Raw genomic sequence first — 15,122 nt, 5'->3', positions numbered from 1 at the left:
TCAGTCCCGCGTCAACAAACGCGGTGCGAGTTCTTTCAGGGCGCGACGATACACTTCGCGCTTAAATGTAACGACTTGGCCGAGAGGATACCAATAACTGACCCACTTCCAGCCATCAAACTCAGGTTTATTAGTCAGGTCCATGCGCACGCGCTGCTCATCCGAGGTCAGGCGCAGCAAAAACCATTTCTGTTTCTGACCGATACACAGCGGCTGACTGTGCGTGCGCACCAACCGCTGGGGCAAACGATACCTTAACCAGCCCCGGGTACAGGCGAGAATTTTAACGTCGCGCTGTTCGAGCCCAACTTCTTCGTTGAGCTCACGATAAAGTGCGTCTTCTGGCGACTCATTATCGTTGATGCCACCTTGGGGAAACTGCCAAGCGTCCTGGTTAATCCGGCGCGCCCATAGCACCTGTCCGGCATCATTCGTCAAAATGATGCCGACGTTGGGGCGAAAACCATCGGAGTCAATCACGGCGCACAACCTCGTAAACGCATGAATTGGCATTGTTCCACAAAGGCTGTGACAGCGGCAACGCGCTAGAAGGTGGAATAGGAATGACTCACAAAAGCAGCTATTCTGCTGACCCCTAGGCTAAACCGGTAAAGGTGACGTGTGCGCTTGGCTTTATTTGACCTCGACAATACCCTGCTTGGCGGCGACAGCGACCATGCATGGGGCGACTATTTGTGTGAGCGCGGCATCCTTGATGGCGTGGCTTATAAGAACCGCAATGACGAGTTCTATCAGGACTACCTGGCCGGCACACTGAATATTACCGACTACCTGAATTTCACCTTGGATATCCTCGGGCGCACCGAAATGAGCCAGCTTAAGCAGTGGCACGATGACTTTATGCGTGATTGCGTAGAGCCCATTATTCTGGCCAAAGCCGAGGCCCTGCTTGAGCAACACCGCCAGGCAGGCGACAAGCTGGTGATCATTACCGCAACAAATCGCTTTGTAACCGGGCCGATTGCTGAGCGCCTTGGCGTGGACACCTTGCTGGCGACCGAATGTGAAATGGCGGATGGCCGTTACACCGGACGCACCACAGATATCCCCTGCTTTAAAGAGGGCAAAGTCACGCGACTTAATCGCTGGTTGGAAGAAACCGGTTACAGCTTGGAAGACAGCTATTTCTATAGCGACTCAATGAATGACCTGCCACTGCTTGAACAGGTGGCTCACGCCTTCGCCGTTGACCCTGACCCACGCTTACAGGCCGAAGCTGAAAAGCGCGGCTGGCCGGTGATTTCACTACGCTGAAGCCAGGGAATAGATCGCGGATGAAAAAAAACCGTCCGCCCTACCGTGTGGACTTTCCACACGAAGCTTGGCCACCCTGGTGTTAAATCGGCGGCCGAAAAAGCGTCGGCCACGTCCCCGTGAAACATATAAGACATAAAAAATGGGTTACGGCATTCGCCAGTAACCCATTTTTTATGGCGCTACCGTTAAACCGGCTTTGCGCCCATCAACCCCATGATCGCTATCAGCACGATAATAATCAGTGCCGCGTAGGCCATGCAGAAACGCTTCAAACCTGCAGATGCAGGCGTCTCGCCCAGTGCCAGCCAGACCCGCAAGCGCCCGGAGAGCAGCAAGCCCAGAATCACCAACACGGCAAACAATACACTGCTGGCCAACAACCACATCTGGCTCAGTGGCAGGCCAGTCATGTCGACCATCCAATAACCACTGAATGGCAATGTCAGCGCCAGCAGCCCCAGCACGGGCATGCTAATAAAGCGCGTGCGTTTGAGTTTGCGTTGCAACACTGCCGCATCACCGCTGCGCTGGGCTTTCCAGAGCATAAACACATGCGCCAGCAGACCGAGTAGCAGAAGCACGCCCACGGCGCTGTGGACAATCTTTACCAGCTGATAATGTTCCATAGTGTTTAGGGCCTATCCAAGAAAAAGTCTGTACGCCGGATTCTCGCTCTCATCCCAGTAGGGATAGCCGATCGCATCCAGAGCTGCCGGAACTAGGTGGCGCTCGTGTTGAGGAACCTGCAACCCCGCGACCACACGGCCATCCGCAGCACCGTGATTACGGTAGTGGAACATCGAGATATTCCAGCGACCGCCCAGCTTATTGAGGAAGTTGAACAATGCACCCGGACGCTCAGGAAACTCAAAGCGCAGCACTATTTCGTCACTGACCTGTTCAGCTCGGCCACCCACCATGTGGCGTATGTGCAGCTTAGCCAGTTCATTGTCGGTCAGGTCAATAACCGGAAAGCCCTTGCTCTGCAGGCCTTCAACCAAGGCCTTGCGCGGGTCAGTTTCGGGATGAGTCTGTACCCCAACAAAGATATGCGCCTCTTTGGCGGCATGGTAGCGATAGTTGAATTCGGTGATCTGCCGCTTACCCAGCGCCTCGCAGAATGCCTTGAAGCTGCCCGGCTGCTCGGGAATGGTCACGGCGATAATCGCCTCACGCTTCTCGCCCAGCTCAGAGCGCTCAGCCACATGACGCAAGCGGTCAAAATTAACATTCGCCCCCGAATCGATCCCCACCAGCACCTGGCCACGAGCGCCTTCGCGCTCAACGTATTTTTTGATGCCGGCCACGCTCAGCGCGCCAGCAGGCTCAGTGATGGAACGGGTGTCATCGTAGATATCTTTGATTGCTGCACAGATCTCATCGGTGCTGACGGTGACGACTTCATCGACATAATCTTTGCAGATGTCAAAGGTGTGCTGGCCGATTTGGGCCACGGCAACACCATCGGCGAACAGCCCAACTTGCCCCAGCACCACACGCTCACCCGCAGCCATGGCTGCTTGCAGGCAGTTTGAATCATCCGGCTCCACACCGATGACCTTGGTTTCCGGGCACAGGTATTTAACGTAGGCCGCAATACCCGCGATCAAACCACCGCCGCCAACCGGGACGAACACCGCGTCAATCTTGCCCTGATATTGGCGCAAGATTTCCATCGCCACAGTGCCTTGGCCAGCAATGGTGTCGGGATCATCATATGGATGAACGTAGGTGAAGCCTTGCTCCTCGACCAACTTCAGCGAGTGCGCCAGTGCTTCAGGAAAGCTATCACCGTGCAACACAACAATGCCGCCACGTGAGCGCACACCATGCACCTTGATCTCTGGGGTGGTCTTGGGCATCACGATGGTCGCCTTAACCCCAAGGTGTTTGGCCGCCATGGCCAAGCCTTGCGCATGGTTACCTGCCGAGGCTGTAACCACGCCACGCTCGCGCTCGCTGTCGCTGAGCTGAACCAGCTTGTTGTAGGCGCCACGAATCTTGAACGAGTACACCGGCTGCAAATCTTCACGCTTAAGCAAAATCTTGTTGCCCAGACGCTCTGAAAGTTGAGGAGCGACTTGCAACGGCGTTTCCACCGCTACGTCATAGACGCGCGAGGTCAGGATTTTCTTAACGTAATGTTCGAGCATGGTCTCTATCGCAGGCGGGTTTCAATTGAGCCCACGAGTCTACCCCACGGCGACCGTGCGAGACCACACAGAATCGGGGTGTTGCCTGCAGCGTCATGACTCAACAGCTACAGATTTGAGGCAGGGTTTTATTACACATGCCGCTATAATCAGCAGCTATCCACTCTTCAACTCAGGCTTAAACCGTGATGACCCAGGACCAACTCAAGCAAGCTGTGGCGCAGGCAGCTGTCGATTACATCCTTCCCAAGCTCGACGCCAAAAGCGTTGTAGGCGTGGGCACGGGCTCTACCGCCAACTGTTTTATTGATGCATTGGCCAAGCACAAGATGGAATTCGATGGTGCCGTTGCCAGTTCCGAAGCCACCGCTGCTCGTCTTAAAGGCCACGGCATTCCGGTTTATGAACTCAATACCGTCAGCGACTTAGAGTTTTACGTTGATGGCGCAGATGAAAGTGACGAGCGTCTGAACCTGATCAAAGGCGGCGGTGCAGCCCTGACCCGCGAAAAAATTGTCGCGGCGGTGGCCAAAACCTTTATCTGTATTGCGGATGCCAGCAAGCTGGTGCCGGTGCTTGGCGCATTCCCTTTGCCGGTCGAAGTCATCCCGATGGCGCGCAGCCATGTTGCCCGCGAACTGGTCAAGCTCGGCGGTGACCCGGTCTATCGCGAAGGCGTGGTCACCGATAACGGCAACGTAATTCTTGACGTGTTCAACATGCAAATCGTCAACCCAAGCGAGCTGGAAACCCAAATCAACGCCATTGTCGGCGTTGTCACCAATGGTTTGTTTGCTGCGCGCGGGGCCGACTTATTGCTGCTGGGAACCCCAGAAGGGGTCAAAAGCCTGACTCGCTAAGCGCTTTAAGCTGGCCGGATGGCAAAGACCAGCTAGGCTTGGATTGTCCCTATCAAGCCCTAGGAGGTCGCAATGGCCAGCAAATTTCATCTGAAAAAAGCTAAAGACGGTCAGTTTCACTTCAATCTGCTTGCAGGTAACGGTGAGATCATCCTCACCAGTGAGATGTATAAAGCCAAGGATTCGGCGCTCAACGGCATTGAATCAGTGAAAAAGAACTCCGCGCGCGAAGGTGCTTTTGAGGTCAAAGCTTCGAGCAACGACAAACATTACTTCGTGCTCAAGTCGACCAACGGTCAAGTCGTCGGCCAGAGCCAGATGTATGCCAGCGCCGCGAGTTGTAAAGCTGGCATCGAGTCGGTGCAAAAAAATGCGCCTACAGCGGTACTTAACGACGAAAGTTAAGCGTTCGCCAAATAAAAAGCCCGGCGCAGTTAAACACTGAACCGGGCATTTTTACATGCGGATGGCAGACAAAAAACGTTGTCCTCACTACGGGGCTTTCTCGAACACATAAAAAAGATTCGGCTCGCTGATCAGATACAGCACGCCATTATCATCCATGGCGATGCCTTCGGCCTGTGGCACCGTTTTTTTCAAGCCATTCTGGCCGCGCAACAACGACAAGGTACTGATCGGCTTGCCATCGACATCCAGCTCAAGCACCAAACGCGACTCATCAGACAACGCCAGTAAATGCCCGGTGCGCTCATCAAACTGCAAGCTGGATAAATCACGAACAAATAAACCCTTATCGCGCTTGGCATTATCGACCACATGCACCGAGTAGGTTTGCTTGGTATTGTTCTCAGCAAAGCCGGTAATCTCAAGGATTCTTACCGGGTCACGCTCTTTGGCTACATACAAGCGTTTGCCAACCGAGTCGTAGGCCAAGCCTTCAAACCCCTTATTACCGCCTGCCCCAACGCTAAGTGAAAGTTGCTCGGCCTGTTCAGCATTAAGCTGCTGGGTGCTGTCGTCAATTTTGACTTTTAACAGCAACTGACGACGCTCGTCGGTGATAACAAAAACATTTGGGCTGATGTACTCAACCGCCTCGGCATCACCAAAACCCTTTAAGCCAATGCGGCGTAAGACTCGCCCATCGAGGGATAGCTCAATCAGCTGGGCATCCTGATTGGTGACGGTAAACAGCGTGCGTCTGTCCGGGTCGAAAGTCAGGGCGGAGATGTCTTCATCTAGGCCCTCAATTTTTTTGGCTTCAATGCTTACACGGTAATCTGGTAGCCAGACCGCATCGACCTCAACACTGCTCGCAGATGTTGCGTTAAACCAAATCCGTTCAAACAAGCGAAACTGCTGAGCGGCGACCGCCAGCATTATCACCAGCAGCACGAATATAGTCAGCAACACACGTTTAACTGAAAACAAAGAACGCATGTTTAAGTTACTCAGAAATAACGCATAAAAAAACGCCGCCCAAGCTCCACTTGCAGCAGCGCATCACCTCGTGGGCTGACTCCGGGTACACCTTTTCAAGTGCACCCAGAACGCCAATCACAGAAAGCTAACCCACTTTATTTAACAAGTTCTACGCGGTCGACTTCAACTTCAACACCGCTACGACCCTGATCAACCTCACCAAACAATTTGACGGTCGACTTGTCGTCAACGTTCTGGCTTGGCCAGTCTTCATCATCGATTTCAATTTCGACGGTGCCGGTGGAATCTTTGAAGGTGTAGTGTTCGCCACGCAGGCGCTCAACAATCTGGCCCTGCAACACAACTTGAGTATCATCAGTGGCCTTAAGTGCTTCTGCGACTGTGGTCACTTGAACATTGGCGCTAGGACCATTGTAGCTTTGAGCCAAAACAGCGGTCGAAAACAGCGGAGCAATAAGCAGTGCAAGAGTAGTGCGTTTCATAATCTGAATCTCTAATCAGTGAATGACAGGGTCAGATTAACGAGCGTAGCTGAAGCCTTGCTGAATTTTGCCTTAAGCCAAGCTTAAATTAATCGACCTCACCTTCCGACTTGCTCAGCACATAGAACAGGTTGGGCTCACTGATTACATAGATGCTGCCATCAGCGCCAATGGCCACACCCTCAGGTTGCTTGATTCCCCAACCCAAGCCATTGAATCCGCTGGCCAGACTAATAAAGCTGCGCGGCTTTGAATCGGCATCCAGTTCGACCAGTACACGTGACTCGTCGGACAGCATCAATGTGTGGCCCGTGTGCGGATCAAAACTGACGGATGAAATATCGCGGACAAATACATCATCGATATTCAGCTCTTTCATACCCTCAGCGGGGCCACTTTTGTCTGGCAGCGGCATCGTAAAAAAACCGCGCGGATCTCGCTCCTTAGCCAGCAGTAAACGGTGATGATGGCTGTCCCAGCCTAGCCCCTCAAAGCCTTTATTTCCCGCGTTGGGGAAACCCAGATCAACTTGAATCTGCTTTCTGGCATCAACTTCGGTAGTGGCGTCCGTTAATGAGAAGATCGTCAGGGTACGCTGACGCTCATCAATAATACCCATCAGGTTGCCACTGAGTACTTCAACACCTTCAGGGTTTTTAAGGCCAGTCACCGGGATACGCCGCAGCACATCACCGGTTAAGGACAGCTCAACCAATTCAGTATGCTTACCCAATATGGTGAATAAGGTATTGCTGCTAGGCCGATACGTCAGTCCAGAAATCTCACCCTTTTTAAGCTCTGGAATTTCCTTGCCGGCCAGGGTCACACGATAGCTGGGCAGCCAGATGCTCTTGGCTTGAACCTCGACTGGGGTTTGCAACTCGCTGAGCCAAAACAGCGCGCGCTCATCCCAGCGCTGGTAGAGCCCAGCACTGGCAAAGCTCACCAGGATTAAAACCAGCAGACTGCGACAAGCAGTGCTGAACAATGTTGAGCCTCGAAGCACCGCTACTACTCAATAAAACGATACCGCTCAGGCTAGGCGTATCCTTGGGTTCAAATACCGCTCAACGTGCATCCCTGCACGGATTAAGAATGGTTATATCAACCGCACCTCAGATGACGCGGCTGTTAAAACTGCTCAAGCCTACTAACTCAAGCTGCAATTCATCACCCCTGCTCAGAGCACCTACGCCAACTGGAGTTCCAGTGAGGATGACATCCCCAGGTTGCAAATTGAAGTGCCCGGCCATGTTTTGAATCATTGGCACGATTGGATTGAGCATGTCGCTGCTGATGCCGTCTTGGCGAACTTCACCATTGATGCTTAAGCGAATGCCAATATTGGTCAAATCAGCAATTGCATCGCCGCTTACAAAAGGGGCCAATACGCAGGCACCGTCAAAAGACTTGGCAATCTCCCATGGGTAACCTTTTTCTTTGAGCTTGGCTTGAACATCACGCAGGGTCAGGTCCAAGGCCGGGGCGAATCCTGAAATCGCATCACGCACTTCTTCATCGCTCGGTGAGCGGGACAAAGGCTTGCCAATTAACACCGCAATCTCGGCTTCGTAATGCACCGAACCCCGGTCATCAGGAATACTGAAGCCCGTATTGAGCGGCACCACACAACTGCCCGGCTTGATAAATAGCAAGGGTTCGGTGGGAACCGGGTTATTCAATTCTTTGGCGTGCTCGGCATAGTTACGGCCGATACACACCACTTTACCCAGTGGAAAATGAATAGACGTACCGTCGGCATACTGATGTTGGTAGCTCATAAACACTCCTCAAAAGGCAATACAGACCAAGCGACAGCACCCAGCAATCTTGGCTGTCGCCCAGCATGTTGCTAAACAATCACACAGGAAAAATCTTACCGGGGTTCATGATGCCATTCGGATCAAATACCGCTTTGATGGCCTTCATATAGCTGATTTCAGCAGGGGAACGGCTGTACTCCAGGTAATCGCGCTTGGTCATACCGACGCCGTGCTCAGCGGAAATCGAACCGTTGTATCTCTGCACGATCTCGAACACCCACTTATTAACAGTGGCGCACTTGGCGAAAAATTCATCTTTGGTCAAATTTTCCGGCTTGAGGATGTTCAAGTGCAGGTTGCCGTCACCGATATGACCAAACCAGACAATTTCAAAATCCGGATAATGTTCGCCGACGATCTCGTCTACTTCAGCCAAAAATGCTGGGACTTTCGAGACCGTTACCGAGATATCGTTTTTGTACGGCGTCCAATGGGAGATAGTTTCAGAGATGTATTCGCGCAGTTTCCACAGGTTTTGCAGTTGCTGCTCGCTCTGACTCATCACGCCGTCAAGCACCCAGCCTTGCTCGACACAATGCTCAAAGGTTTCAAGCGCCGCATTGGCAACGTCTTCGGTGCTGGCCTCAAACTCCAGCAGCGCATAGAAGGGGCAGTCAGTCTCGAATGCTGGCGGCACATCACCACGCGCCATAACCTTGGCCAAGGCTTTATCCGAGAAAAACTCGAACGCCGTCAAATCAAGCTTGTTCTGGAAGGCATGCAGCACCGGCATGATGGAGGCGAAATCTGCAGCGCCAAGCACCATCGCAGTCAGGTTCTGCGGAGCGCGATCAAGGCGCATAGTCGCCTCAACAACGAACCCCAAAGTCCCCTCAGCGCCGATAAACAACTGACGCAGGTCGTAACCCGTGGCGTTTTTGATCAGGTCTTTGTTCAGCTCCAGCAAATCACCGGTACCGGTCACAACTTTAAGCCCAGCCACCCAATTACGGGTCATCCCGTAGCGAATTACCTTGATTCCGCCGGCATTGGTGCCGATATTGCCGCCAATTTGGCTTGAACCTGCGGAAGCGAAATCCACGGGGTAATACAAACTTTTCTCTTCAGCGAAATCCTGCAGCTGCTCGGTGATAACACCTGGCTGGCAGACCACAGTGCGGTCAAATTCGTTAAAGCCAAGAATTTGATTCATGTAGTCAAAAGAAACCACGACCTCGCCATTGGCCGCGACAGCCGCAGCAGATAAGCCTGTGCGGCCGCCTGATGGAACCAGCGCAACCTTGTTCTGGTTCGCCCAACGGACAATGGCCTGCACCTGCTCAACGCTCTTGGGGAAGGCGATAGCCAGCGGGGCTGGGGCAAAGTGCTTGGTCCAGTCCTTACCGTACGCTTCAAGGGAGTCGGCGTCCGTCAGGACTTTTCCGGCTTCAACTAAGGTCTTCAACTCATCAATCAGGGCAGGACTGGTCATCTACAGAACTCTCAAACGATTCATGGTCACCCTGAGCACGCTTCATCTGTCAGGGTAGGTGTTTCGCGGGGTACGTATGCTAGCATACGCACCCCGTTAATCAGTGCCCAGCACTAACCGGCGGGCCTATCAGCAGTCACTGCTGAGAACTTTCCTGACACTCTATTGTGGGACAACAGGTACTCCGATGAGCAAGACCTCTCTCGACAAGAGCAAGATCAAGTTCCTTCTTCTCGAAGGCGTCCACCAAAATGCCGTGGACACCCTGAAGGCTGCCGGCTACAGCAATATCGAGTACCTCACCGGCTCGTTACCTGAGGCTGAATTAAAGGAAAAGATCGCCGAGGCGCATTTTATCGGCATCCGCTCACGCACACAGCTGACCGCTGAGGTGTTTGATTGCGCAAACAAACTGGTTGCAGTGGGCTGCTTCTGCATCGGCACCAACCAGGTGGACCTCGACGCGGCACGTGAGCGCGGTATCGCCGTGTTCAATGCACCCTTCTCAAATACTCGCTCGGTTGCCGAACTGGTATTGGCCCAGGCAATTTTGTTGCTACGCGGCATTCCAGAGAAAAACGCCTCTTGTCACCGTGGTGGCTGGATCAAAAGTGCAGCTAACTCCTTCGAAATCCGAGGCAAGAAGCTGGGTATCGTCGGCTACGGTTCGATTGGCACACAGCTTTCGGTTCTTGCAGAAGCGCTGGGCATGCAGGTGTTTTTCTACGACGTAGTGACCAAGCTGCCGCTGGGCAACGCGACTCAGGTTGGCAAACTGCATGATTTACTGGGCATGTGCGACATCATTTCGCTGCACGTACCTGAGTTGCCATCGACTCAGTGGATGATCGGCGAAGAGGAAATCCGCGCCATCAAGCACGGCGGTATTCTGATCAACGCGGCGCGTGGCACTGTGGTCGAGTTGGATCACCTGGCAGCGGCGATTAAAGAAGAACGTTTGATTGGTGCTGCCATCGACGTGTTCCCGGTTGAGCCACGCTCGAACACTGAAGAGTTTGAAAGCCCGCTGCGTGGCCTGGATCGTGTAATCCTGACCCCGCACATCGGTGGTTCAACTGCTGAAGCGCAGGCGAACATCGGCCTGGAAGTAGCGGAAAAACTGGTCAAGTACAGTGACAACGGTACTTCGGTATCCTCGGTCAACTTCCCGGAAGTGGCGCTGCCGTCACACCCTGGCAAGCACCGTTTGCTGCATATCCACGAAAACATCCCGGGTGTGATGAGCGAAATCAACCGCGTATTCGCCGAAAACGGCATCAACATCTCCGGTCAGTTCCTGCAGACCAACGATAAAGTTGGCTACGTGGTCATCGACGTCGACGCGGAATACTCCGATCTCGCATTGGAAAAACTGCAGCATGTAAACGGCACCATCCGCAGCCGCGTTCTGTTCTAAACCGGAACACTATAGCGCTGCACAAAAATGGGAGGCCTCGGCCTCCCATTTTTATTGTTCACGGCTTCGGGTGGGCGAACTTCGCGTAGACCACCTGGCGGGCGGACAACTACTTAACCGTTACGGTGATCTTTTTAGACATCACTGGCGGGTCCAATGGCACGTGGTTTTTATCACCTACAAGCAATTGCAGGGTGTGTTTACCCGGCTTAAGTGTCAATTCGGTTTCGGTCTGGCCTTTACCAAAATGGACGAGGTTCTCGGTTGCAGGCAGCGGCGCATTCATTGCTGGCATCTTATCGAGATCGATCAACAAATGGTGGTGGCCAGTATCCGGGGCATCAACACCAGCAGGCGCAACACCCATACCTTTCAAACCAAAACGCACCGTGAAGGTTTTATCGACCGTAGCGCCGTCCTTCGGCTCAATAATATAGACCGAAGCATTCGCCGGAGCGGCTGTACGTGGCATTTCAGCAATGGCTGCAAAGCTTGCCCCAAGTACGGCAACACTAAGCGCGAAAGCAGGTACTAACTTATTCATCATGAACACCTTGTGGATTGATTCATGGGATTGACGCTGCTTTAGACAGGTTTGTTCCCTGCAAAGAGCAGCCTTAGTCTAGTTCAAGCTCAGCAAGCGCCTGACTCGCCGCGCCCAATTGCTCCTCGTTAAACACTGCAACCCCCGCACGCCGTAGCAACGCCGCAGTTACGCCCTCGCCTGCGACCTTGGTACCACTGAAGCTGCCATCATAATTCTCAATATTTCCGCACGAAGGGCTACGCGCCTTTAGCAGTGCCAAACGAATGCCGTGTTGTTTTACCAACGCCAGCGCCTGCTCTGCACCTGAAACAAACTGAGCGGTAAAATCCTCCCCCTCAATACTCACCACCTGCAGCAAGCCATCAAGCACTTGGCTGCCTTGGCCGGTAGGAATTTCAGCGGCCGGACGTGGCGTTGGCAAACCACCAGCAACCTCAGGGCAAATAGCGATTACGCGGCCTTCTGCTTGCCAACGCGCAAGTAAGTCATAGGGCCCATGGGCACCACCGTCATAACGAACGCGATGACCCAACAAGCATCGACTGACCAGAATCTTTTGCATACCCAACTCCAGTATTGATTGGCAGCGAGAGCCAGCCTAAAGCACAGACTCGCCACGTCGACGGAACCAACCCGTTAACGACAAGCGCTCACGCTGGGCGGGTAAAACTTCGTGGGGCATATCGGCAGAGAGAAATACCACCAGCGTGGCGGCTTGCGGTGGCACATCGCGTACCTGGCCATCGGGCAGGTGCAAACGCAGCTCACCGCCCTCCTCGGCTTGCCAGTCAGGGTTGAGGTATAGCACCACCGAAACGGCCCGCCGGTCATCGTCACGAAAACGATCAAGGTGCTTTTTATAGAATGCACCCGGCGGATACAGAGCAAAATGGCTTTCGTAATCCTCAAGGCCGAGGTAGAGCCCCTGGTTAATGACCGAACGCAGCGCGTCAAGCGTGCTTAAATATTGATCACAGGCCGGTGACTGCCCCGGCTCAAGCCACTGAATATGGTCTCCGCGAATGCCTTCCTGCACCGCCTGGCCTTGACCACGACCTATACTCGCAGGCACTAATGCGCCTTGCGCCGCACGTTTACGGCACTCTTGCGCTAGTTCGAGGGTCAGACACTGTGTAATAAACCCAGGCTGGAGTGACCAGCCTTGTTCTGCCAGGTCGTCGACAATGCTCGATAGCTGCTCTAGGGAAGGATGTTCAGACATGCAGATATTCTATCAGCGCCGCTTCTGCTTCTCGACAAGCATCGACAGGCCAATGAAAATAGCCGCACGTCAGACAGGAGTCTTTATGCGCGCTCTATATGCTGCACTTTTTATGATTATCAGCCTGCCAAGCTTGGCAGCGTCATCAGTCGAGTTGTATCAAGTGGCCGGTTGGCCAGAACAACGCGCGCATTTCAACGATGCCCTGAACGCGGCGCAAGCGCGCTATCGCAGCACGCTGCCGCCTGCGGTTTATCAAGCATTGGTCGACAACAGCAACAAGCGTTTCGCCCCAACGGCAATGGATCAACGTGCGCAAAAGGCCCTGCAAGATAACCTTGCAGACCCTGCGCCCGCGGTGACCTTCTTTAACTCAGCGCTGGGTAAGAAGATCGTCGCGGCAGAAACCATCGCAACCGATAAAGCGCAACTGGCAAAGTACGCCAATGGCCTGCCGCAAGTTGAGGCCTCGGATACCCGCCGCCTGCTGATCGGTCATCTGGCCCAAGCCCTGCCAGCCAAGGAAGCAGGCGCCGAAGTCAGCCTCGCGTTGGCTGGTGTTGCGGCTGACAGCCTTAGCCAGATGATTCCGGGCTTACTGGGTGGCGGCACAGCCCAAGCGCTGCTCAGCTCACAACGGCAAAACCTGATGAGCCAGATTGGCGCCGAGCTGGATAACACCTTGCTATTTGTCTATCGCGACCTCAGCGATGCTGAACTGGAAGAGTTTGTTAGTTTCGCTCAGTCGGATGCGGGTAAAGCCTATTACCAAGCGGCACTGGCCGCGATGCGCGCAGGCTTAGCCGTTGGGCAAAATACCTCGGACCTTGCCCCAGCCCCGCAAGGCATATAAGTTGCGCGCTGCCACCTAGCTGCGCAGCTGCTCGGTCAAGAAGGCGAAATACTGATCCCGGTAGTGTTTCGACTCATTGGCCATGTGGTGCCGGGCTTCAGGCAACAGTAATACCTTCGGCGCCGCAAACTTCTCTTTGAGCACCCGCAGATTGTGCTGCCAGTCGACCGTCATATCGCTTTCACCCTGAACAATCAGCGGGCTTCGCGGGCTAGGTGGCGCCATTTCAATGTGCATCACCCAGCGCGCCAATGAGCCAACCCAAGCAGTGGGCAAGCACTGAGGCTGAAGCGAGTCGCGGTTATGCAGAAAGTCGATAAACTCAGCATCGTGAGAATTTTCAGTGAAACGTCTGGAGATCTGGCGCACAAACGGCTTGAGTAGGCGATAGCTCAATTTCGACCAGCCCCATGCACGCGGCCTGACCAGAGGCGAAAACAGAATACTCTGACCAATTTCAGGGCCGGGGTTACCGGTCAACAGGTAATCGATAACTATCGCCCCTCCGGTACTCTGGCCAAACAGATGCAAAGGCTGCGGCAATGCTAACTGCTTAGCCAGCTCCAGCGCGCCCTTGAGTACGGCCTGATACTCAGCAAAATCACTGATACTGGCGCGGGCACCGCTGGATAGGCCATGGCCCGGCAGGTCAAATGCCAATACGACGAAGTCCATGCCCAACGCCCATTCGATCACATGACGATAGAGTGCCAGGTGATCGTAATAGCCATGCAGCAACACCAGTGTCGCCCTAGGAGCTTTGGGCCACCAGACCTGAGCGGCAATGCGATAACCCGCCGCATCAAAAAAACCCAGACGCACCTGCTCTGCCGAGATTTTTTCGAGCCCATAGTAGGTCCGATACGCTTGCTCGTGAGGCAGGCTCATGGCGGCTGCGGCCAAGGGTCGCAATCCAGCGACTACGCTGTCAGGGATGAAACGCTCTGGCATTGGGTTTCCCATGATTAATAGAGCTGAGCCGGGATTATTTCACGTCACTGGTTACACTGCGGATATTTTGCTGCCGGACGCAACGTGGCAAGCTATGCAGCCTTGAGTAGATGCCTAACCATGCCAGCAACCCGTCGTAAAATCATCATTGCCAGCACTGCTACCCTCGCAGTGATCATTGCGCTATGGTGGGCGTTCCTGTGGTTTGAGGCACGTTACCTGCGCCCGTTCAGTGAACGAACGGCGATTTTCACCGGTGCAGATATCGCCTTGCCTGCTGAAATCGCAGGGCCAGGACCGATTCGACTGGTGCATTTCTGGGACCCGGCGTGCCCCTGTAACGTGGGCAACCAGCAGCACCTAAGTGAACTGGTCGAACATTTCGCACCGCTCGGGGTGGCCTTTTATGCAGTACATAAGCCAGGAAGCAGCGGCCACCTGCCGGAAACGCTCAGCACCCTAAAGCCTCTGCAACAGTTACCGGGCGGTGAAAAACTACCCGCAAGCCCAGCGGTCGCTATTTGGGATAGCGCGGGCAAGCTTGCCTACTTTGGCCCTTACAGTTCGGGGCTTACTTGCAATTCGAGCAATAGCTTTATCGAGCCGATTCTCAATGCATTGGTGAGCGGGCGCTCAGTCAATGCCAGCAATAACATGGCGGTCGGCTGCTTTTGCGACTGGAAATCAGCCGTTAAATAAC

18 protein-coding genes are annotated in these 15,122 nt (G+C 53.9%); 6 read left to right on the top strand and 12 right to left on the bottom strand.

Annotation, left to right across the window (positions count from 1 at the left end; translation table 11 throughout):
* Positions 1 to 480: an RNA pyrophosphohydrolase gene (locus tag ACIGCM_RS06780; RefSeq protein WP_339489764.1), complete on the bottom strand. Its 480-nt coding sequence runs from the start codon at positions 478 to 480 to the stop codon at positions 1 to 3.
* 141 nt (positions 481 to 621) lie between these two features.
* Between ACIGCM_RS06780 and ACIGCM_RS06775 the strand changes: the two genes are divergently transcribed.
* Entirely contained in the window at positions 622 to 1,275 is a 654-nt protein-coding gene (locus tag ACIGCM_RS06775) for an HAD family hydrolase (RefSeq protein ID WP_397501282.1), read from the top strand.
* 188 nt (positions 1,276 to 1,463) lie between these two features.
* Here the strand turns inward: ACIGCM_RS06775 and ACIGCM_RS06770 are convergent, their stop codons facing one another.
* Positions 1,464 to 1,904: a DUF2269 family protein gene (locus ACIGCM_RS06770; RefSeq protein ID WP_397501281.1), complete on the bottom strand. Its 441-nt coding sequence runs from the start codon at positions 1,902 to 1,904 to the stop codon at positions 1,464 to 1,466.
* A 12-nt stretch (positions 1,905 to 1,916) separates the two neighbouring features.
* A complete protein-coding gene (gene ilvA, locus ACIGCM_RS06765) occupies positions 1,917 to 3,431 on the bottom strand; it encodes a threonine ammonia-lyase, biosynthetic (RefSeq protein ID WP_397501280.1) in 1,515 nt (504 codons plus the stop codon).
* Positions 3,432 to 3,619: 188 nt separating this feature from the next.
* On the opposite strand from ilvA, the gene rpiA reads away from it, so the two are divergent.
* Both rpiA and ACIGCM_RS06755 read left to right on the top strand, forming a co-directional pair.
* Entirely contained in the window at positions 3,620 to 4,291 is a 672-nt protein-coding gene (gene rpiA / locus ACIGCM_RS06760; RefSeq protein ID WP_397501967.1) for a ribose-5-phosphate isomerase RpiA, read from the top strand.
* A 72-nt stretch (positions 4,292 to 4,363) separates the two neighbouring features.
* On the top strand, positions 4,364 to 4,696 hold the full coding sequence (locus ACIGCM_RS06755; RefSeq protein WP_397501279.1) for a YegP family protein: 333 nt from the start codon (positions 4,364 to 4,366) through the stop codon (positions 4,694 to 4,696).
* An 87-nt stretch (positions 4,697 to 4,783) separates the two neighbouring features.
* Here the strand turns inward: ACIGCM_RS06755 and ACIGCM_RS06750 are convergent, their stop codons facing one another.
* From ACIGCM_RS06750 to ACIGCM_RS06730, 5 genes are all read right to left on the bottom strand, one after another.
* Positions 4,784 to 5,692, bottom strand: coding sequence for an SdiA-regulated domain-containing protein (locus ACIGCM_RS06750; protein ID WP_397501278.1), 909 nt, complete (start codon positions 5,690 to 5,692; stop codon positions 4,784 to 4,786).
* Between the two features lie 137 nt (positions 5,693 to 5,829).
* Complete coding sequence (locus tag ACIGCM_RS06745; RefSeq protein ID WP_397501277.1) at positions 5,830 to 6,177, bottom strand: YgiW/YdeI family stress tolerance OB fold protein; 348 nt, start codon at positions 6,175 to 6,177, stop codon at positions 5,830 to 5,832.
* 88 nt (positions 6,178 to 6,265) lie between these two features.
* Positions 6,266 to 7,123, bottom strand: a complete 858-nt coding sequence (locus ACIGCM_RS06740) for an SdiA-regulated domain-containing protein (protein ID WP_397501276.1) — start codon at positions 7,121 to 7,123, stop codon at positions 6,266 to 6,268.
* Positions 7,124 to 7,292: 169 nt separating this feature from the next.
* Positions 7,293 to 7,958, bottom strand: coding sequence for a fumarylacetoacetate hydrolase family protein (locus tag ACIGCM_RS06735; protein WP_397501275.1), 666 nt, complete (start codon positions 7,956 to 7,958; stop codon positions 7,293 to 7,295).
* A gap of 79 nt (positions 7,959 to 8,037) precedes the next feature.
* Complete coding sequence (locus ACIGCM_RS06730; protein WP_397501274.1) at positions 8,038 to 9,432, bottom strand: FAD-binding oxidoreductase; 1,395 nt, start codon at positions 9,430 to 9,432, stop codon at positions 8,038 to 8,040.
* 187 nt (positions 9,433 to 9,619) lie between these two features.
* Here ACIGCM_RS06730 and serA point away from each other — a divergent pair, with 187 nt between their 5' ends.
* Positions 9,620 to 10,849 carry a phosphoglycerate dehydrogenase gene (gene serA / locus ACIGCM_RS06725; protein ID WP_397501273.1) on the top strand — a complete coding sequence of 410 codons (1,230 nt, stop codon included), beginning with the start codon at positions 9,620 to 9,622 and terminating at the stop codon, positions 10,847 to 10,849.
* 109 nt (positions 10,850 to 10,958) lie between these two features.
* On the opposite strand, the gene ACIGCM_RS06720 is transcribed toward serA, so the two are convergent.
* The 3 genes from ACIGCM_RS06720 to ACIGCM_RS06710 all read right to left on the bottom strand — a co-directional run bounded on the left by ACIGCM_RS06720 (position 10,959) and on the right by ACIGCM_RS06710 (position 12,618).
* Positions 10,959 to 11,321: a DUF4399 domain-containing protein gene (locus ACIGCM_RS06720; protein ID WP_397501966.1), complete on the bottom strand. Its 363-nt coding sequence runs from the start codon at positions 11,319 to 11,321 to the stop codon at positions 10,959 to 10,961.
* Between the two features lie 145 nt (positions 11,322 to 11,466).
* A complete protein-coding gene (locus tag ACIGCM_RS06715; RefSeq protein ID WP_397501272.1) occupies positions 11,467 to 11,958 on the bottom strand; it encodes a DUF523 domain-containing protein in 492 nt (163 codons plus the stop codon).
* Positions 11,959 to 11,994: 36 nt separating this feature from the next.
* Positions 11,995 to 12,618 carry a 2OG-Fe(II) oxygenase gene (locus ACIGCM_RS06710; RefSeq protein ID WP_397501271.1) on the bottom strand — a complete coding sequence of 208 codons (624 nt, stop codon included), beginning with the start codon at positions 12,616 to 12,618 and terminating at the stop codon, positions 11,995 to 11,997.
* Between the two features lie 85 nt (positions 12,619 to 12,703).
* On the opposite strand from ACIGCM_RS06710, the gene ACIGCM_RS06705 reads away from it, so the two are divergent.
* Positions 12,704 to 13,471, top strand: a complete 768-nt coding sequence (locus tag ACIGCM_RS06705) for a hypothetical protein (protein WP_397501270.1) — start codon at positions 12,704 to 12,706, stop codon at positions 13,469 to 13,471.
* A gap of 15 nt (positions 13,472 to 13,486) precedes the next feature.
* Here ACIGCM_RS06705 and ACIGCM_RS06700 read toward each other — a convergent pair whose 3' ends face one another.
* Positions 13,487 to 14,422 carry an alpha/beta hydrolase gene (locus ACIGCM_RS06700; RefSeq protein WP_397501269.1) on the bottom strand — a complete coding sequence of 312 codons (936 nt, stop codon included), beginning with the start codon at positions 14,420 to 14,422 and terminating at the stop codon, positions 13,487 to 13,489.
* Between the two features lie 120 nt (positions 14,423 to 14,542).
* Here ACIGCM_RS06700 and ACIGCM_RS06695 point away from each other — a divergent pair, with 120 nt between their 5' ends.
* The gene (locus ACIGCM_RS06695; protein WP_397501268.1) at positions 14,543 to 15,121 is read left to right on the top strand and encodes a DUF6436 domain-containing protein; all 579 of its coding nucleotides are present in this window, start codon (positions 14,543 to 14,545) and stop codon (positions 15,119 to 15,121) included.
* Position 15,122 lies beyond the last annotated feature (1 nt).

The organism is Pseudomonas sp. NPDC078700 (assembly GCF_044542375.1).
Taxonomy (GTDB): Bacteria; Pseudomonadota; Gammaproteobacteria; order Pseudomonadales; family Pseudomonadaceae; genus Aquipseudomonas.
This window is presented reverse-complemented; position numbering and strand designations above follow the sequence as displayed.

Bases quoted from the DNA above. Each gene is read 5' to 3' on its own strand.
- ACIGCM_RS06770 (WP_397501281.1), bottom strand. From the start codon at position 1,904: ATGGAACATTATCAGCTGGTAAAGATTGTCCACAGCGCCGTGGGCGTG.
- ilvA (WP_397501280.1), bottom strand. From the start codon at position 3,431: ATGCTCGAACATTACGTTAAGAAAATCCTGACCTCGCGCGTCTATGAC.
- rpiA (WP_397501967.1), top strand. From the start codon at position 3,620: ATGACCCAGGACCAACTCAAGCAAGCTGTGGCGCAGGCAGCTGTCGAT.
- ACIGCM_RS06755 (WP_397501279.1), top strand. From the start codon at position 4,364: ATGGCCAGCAAATTTCATCTGAAAAAAGCTAAAGACGGTCAGTTTCAC.
- ACIGCM_RS06750 (WP_397501278.1), bottom strand. From the start codon at position 5,692: ATGCGTTCTTTGTTTTCAGTTAAACGTGTGTTGCTGACTATATTCGTG.
- ACIGCM_RS06745 (WP_397501277.1), bottom strand. From the start codon at position 6,177: ATGAAACGCACTACTCTTGCACTGCTTATTGCTCCGCTGTTTTCGACC.
- ACIGCM_RS06735 (WP_397501275.1), bottom strand. From the start codon at position 7,958: ATGAGCTACCAACATCAGTATGCCGACGGTACGTCTATTCATTTTCCA.
- ACIGCM_RS06730 (WP_397501274.1), bottom strand. From the start codon at position 9,432: ATGACCAGTCCTGCCCTGATTGATGAGTTGAAGACCTTAGTTGAAGCC.
- serA (WP_397501273.1), top strand. From the start codon at position 9,620: ATGAGCAAGACCTCTCTCGACAAGAGCAAGATCAAGTTCCTTCTTCTC.
- ACIGCM_RS06720 (WP_397501966.1), bottom strand. From the start codon at position 11,321: ATGCCACGTACAGCCGCTCCGGCGAATGCTTCGGTCTATATTATTGAG.
- ACIGCM_RS06715 (WP_397501272.1), bottom strand. From the start codon at position 11,958: ATGCAAAAGATTCTGGTCAGTCGATGCTTGTTGGGTCATCGCGTTCGT.
- ACIGCM_RS06710 (WP_397501271.1), bottom strand. From the start codon at position 12,618: ATGTCTGAACATCCTTCCCTAGAGCAGCTATCGAGCATTGTCGACGAC.
- ACIGCM_RS06705 (WP_397501270.1), top strand. From the start codon at position 12,704: ATGCGCGCTCTATATGCTGCACTTTTTATGATTATCAGCCTGCCAAGC.
- ACIGCM_RS06700 (WP_397501269.1), bottom strand. From the start codon at position 14,422: ATGCCAGAGCGTTTCATCCCTGACAGCGTAGTCGCTGGATTGCGACCC.
- ACIGCM_RS06695 (WP_397501268.1), top strand. From the start codon at position 14,543: ATGCCAGCAACCCGTCGTAAAATCATCATTGCCAGCACTGCTACCCTC.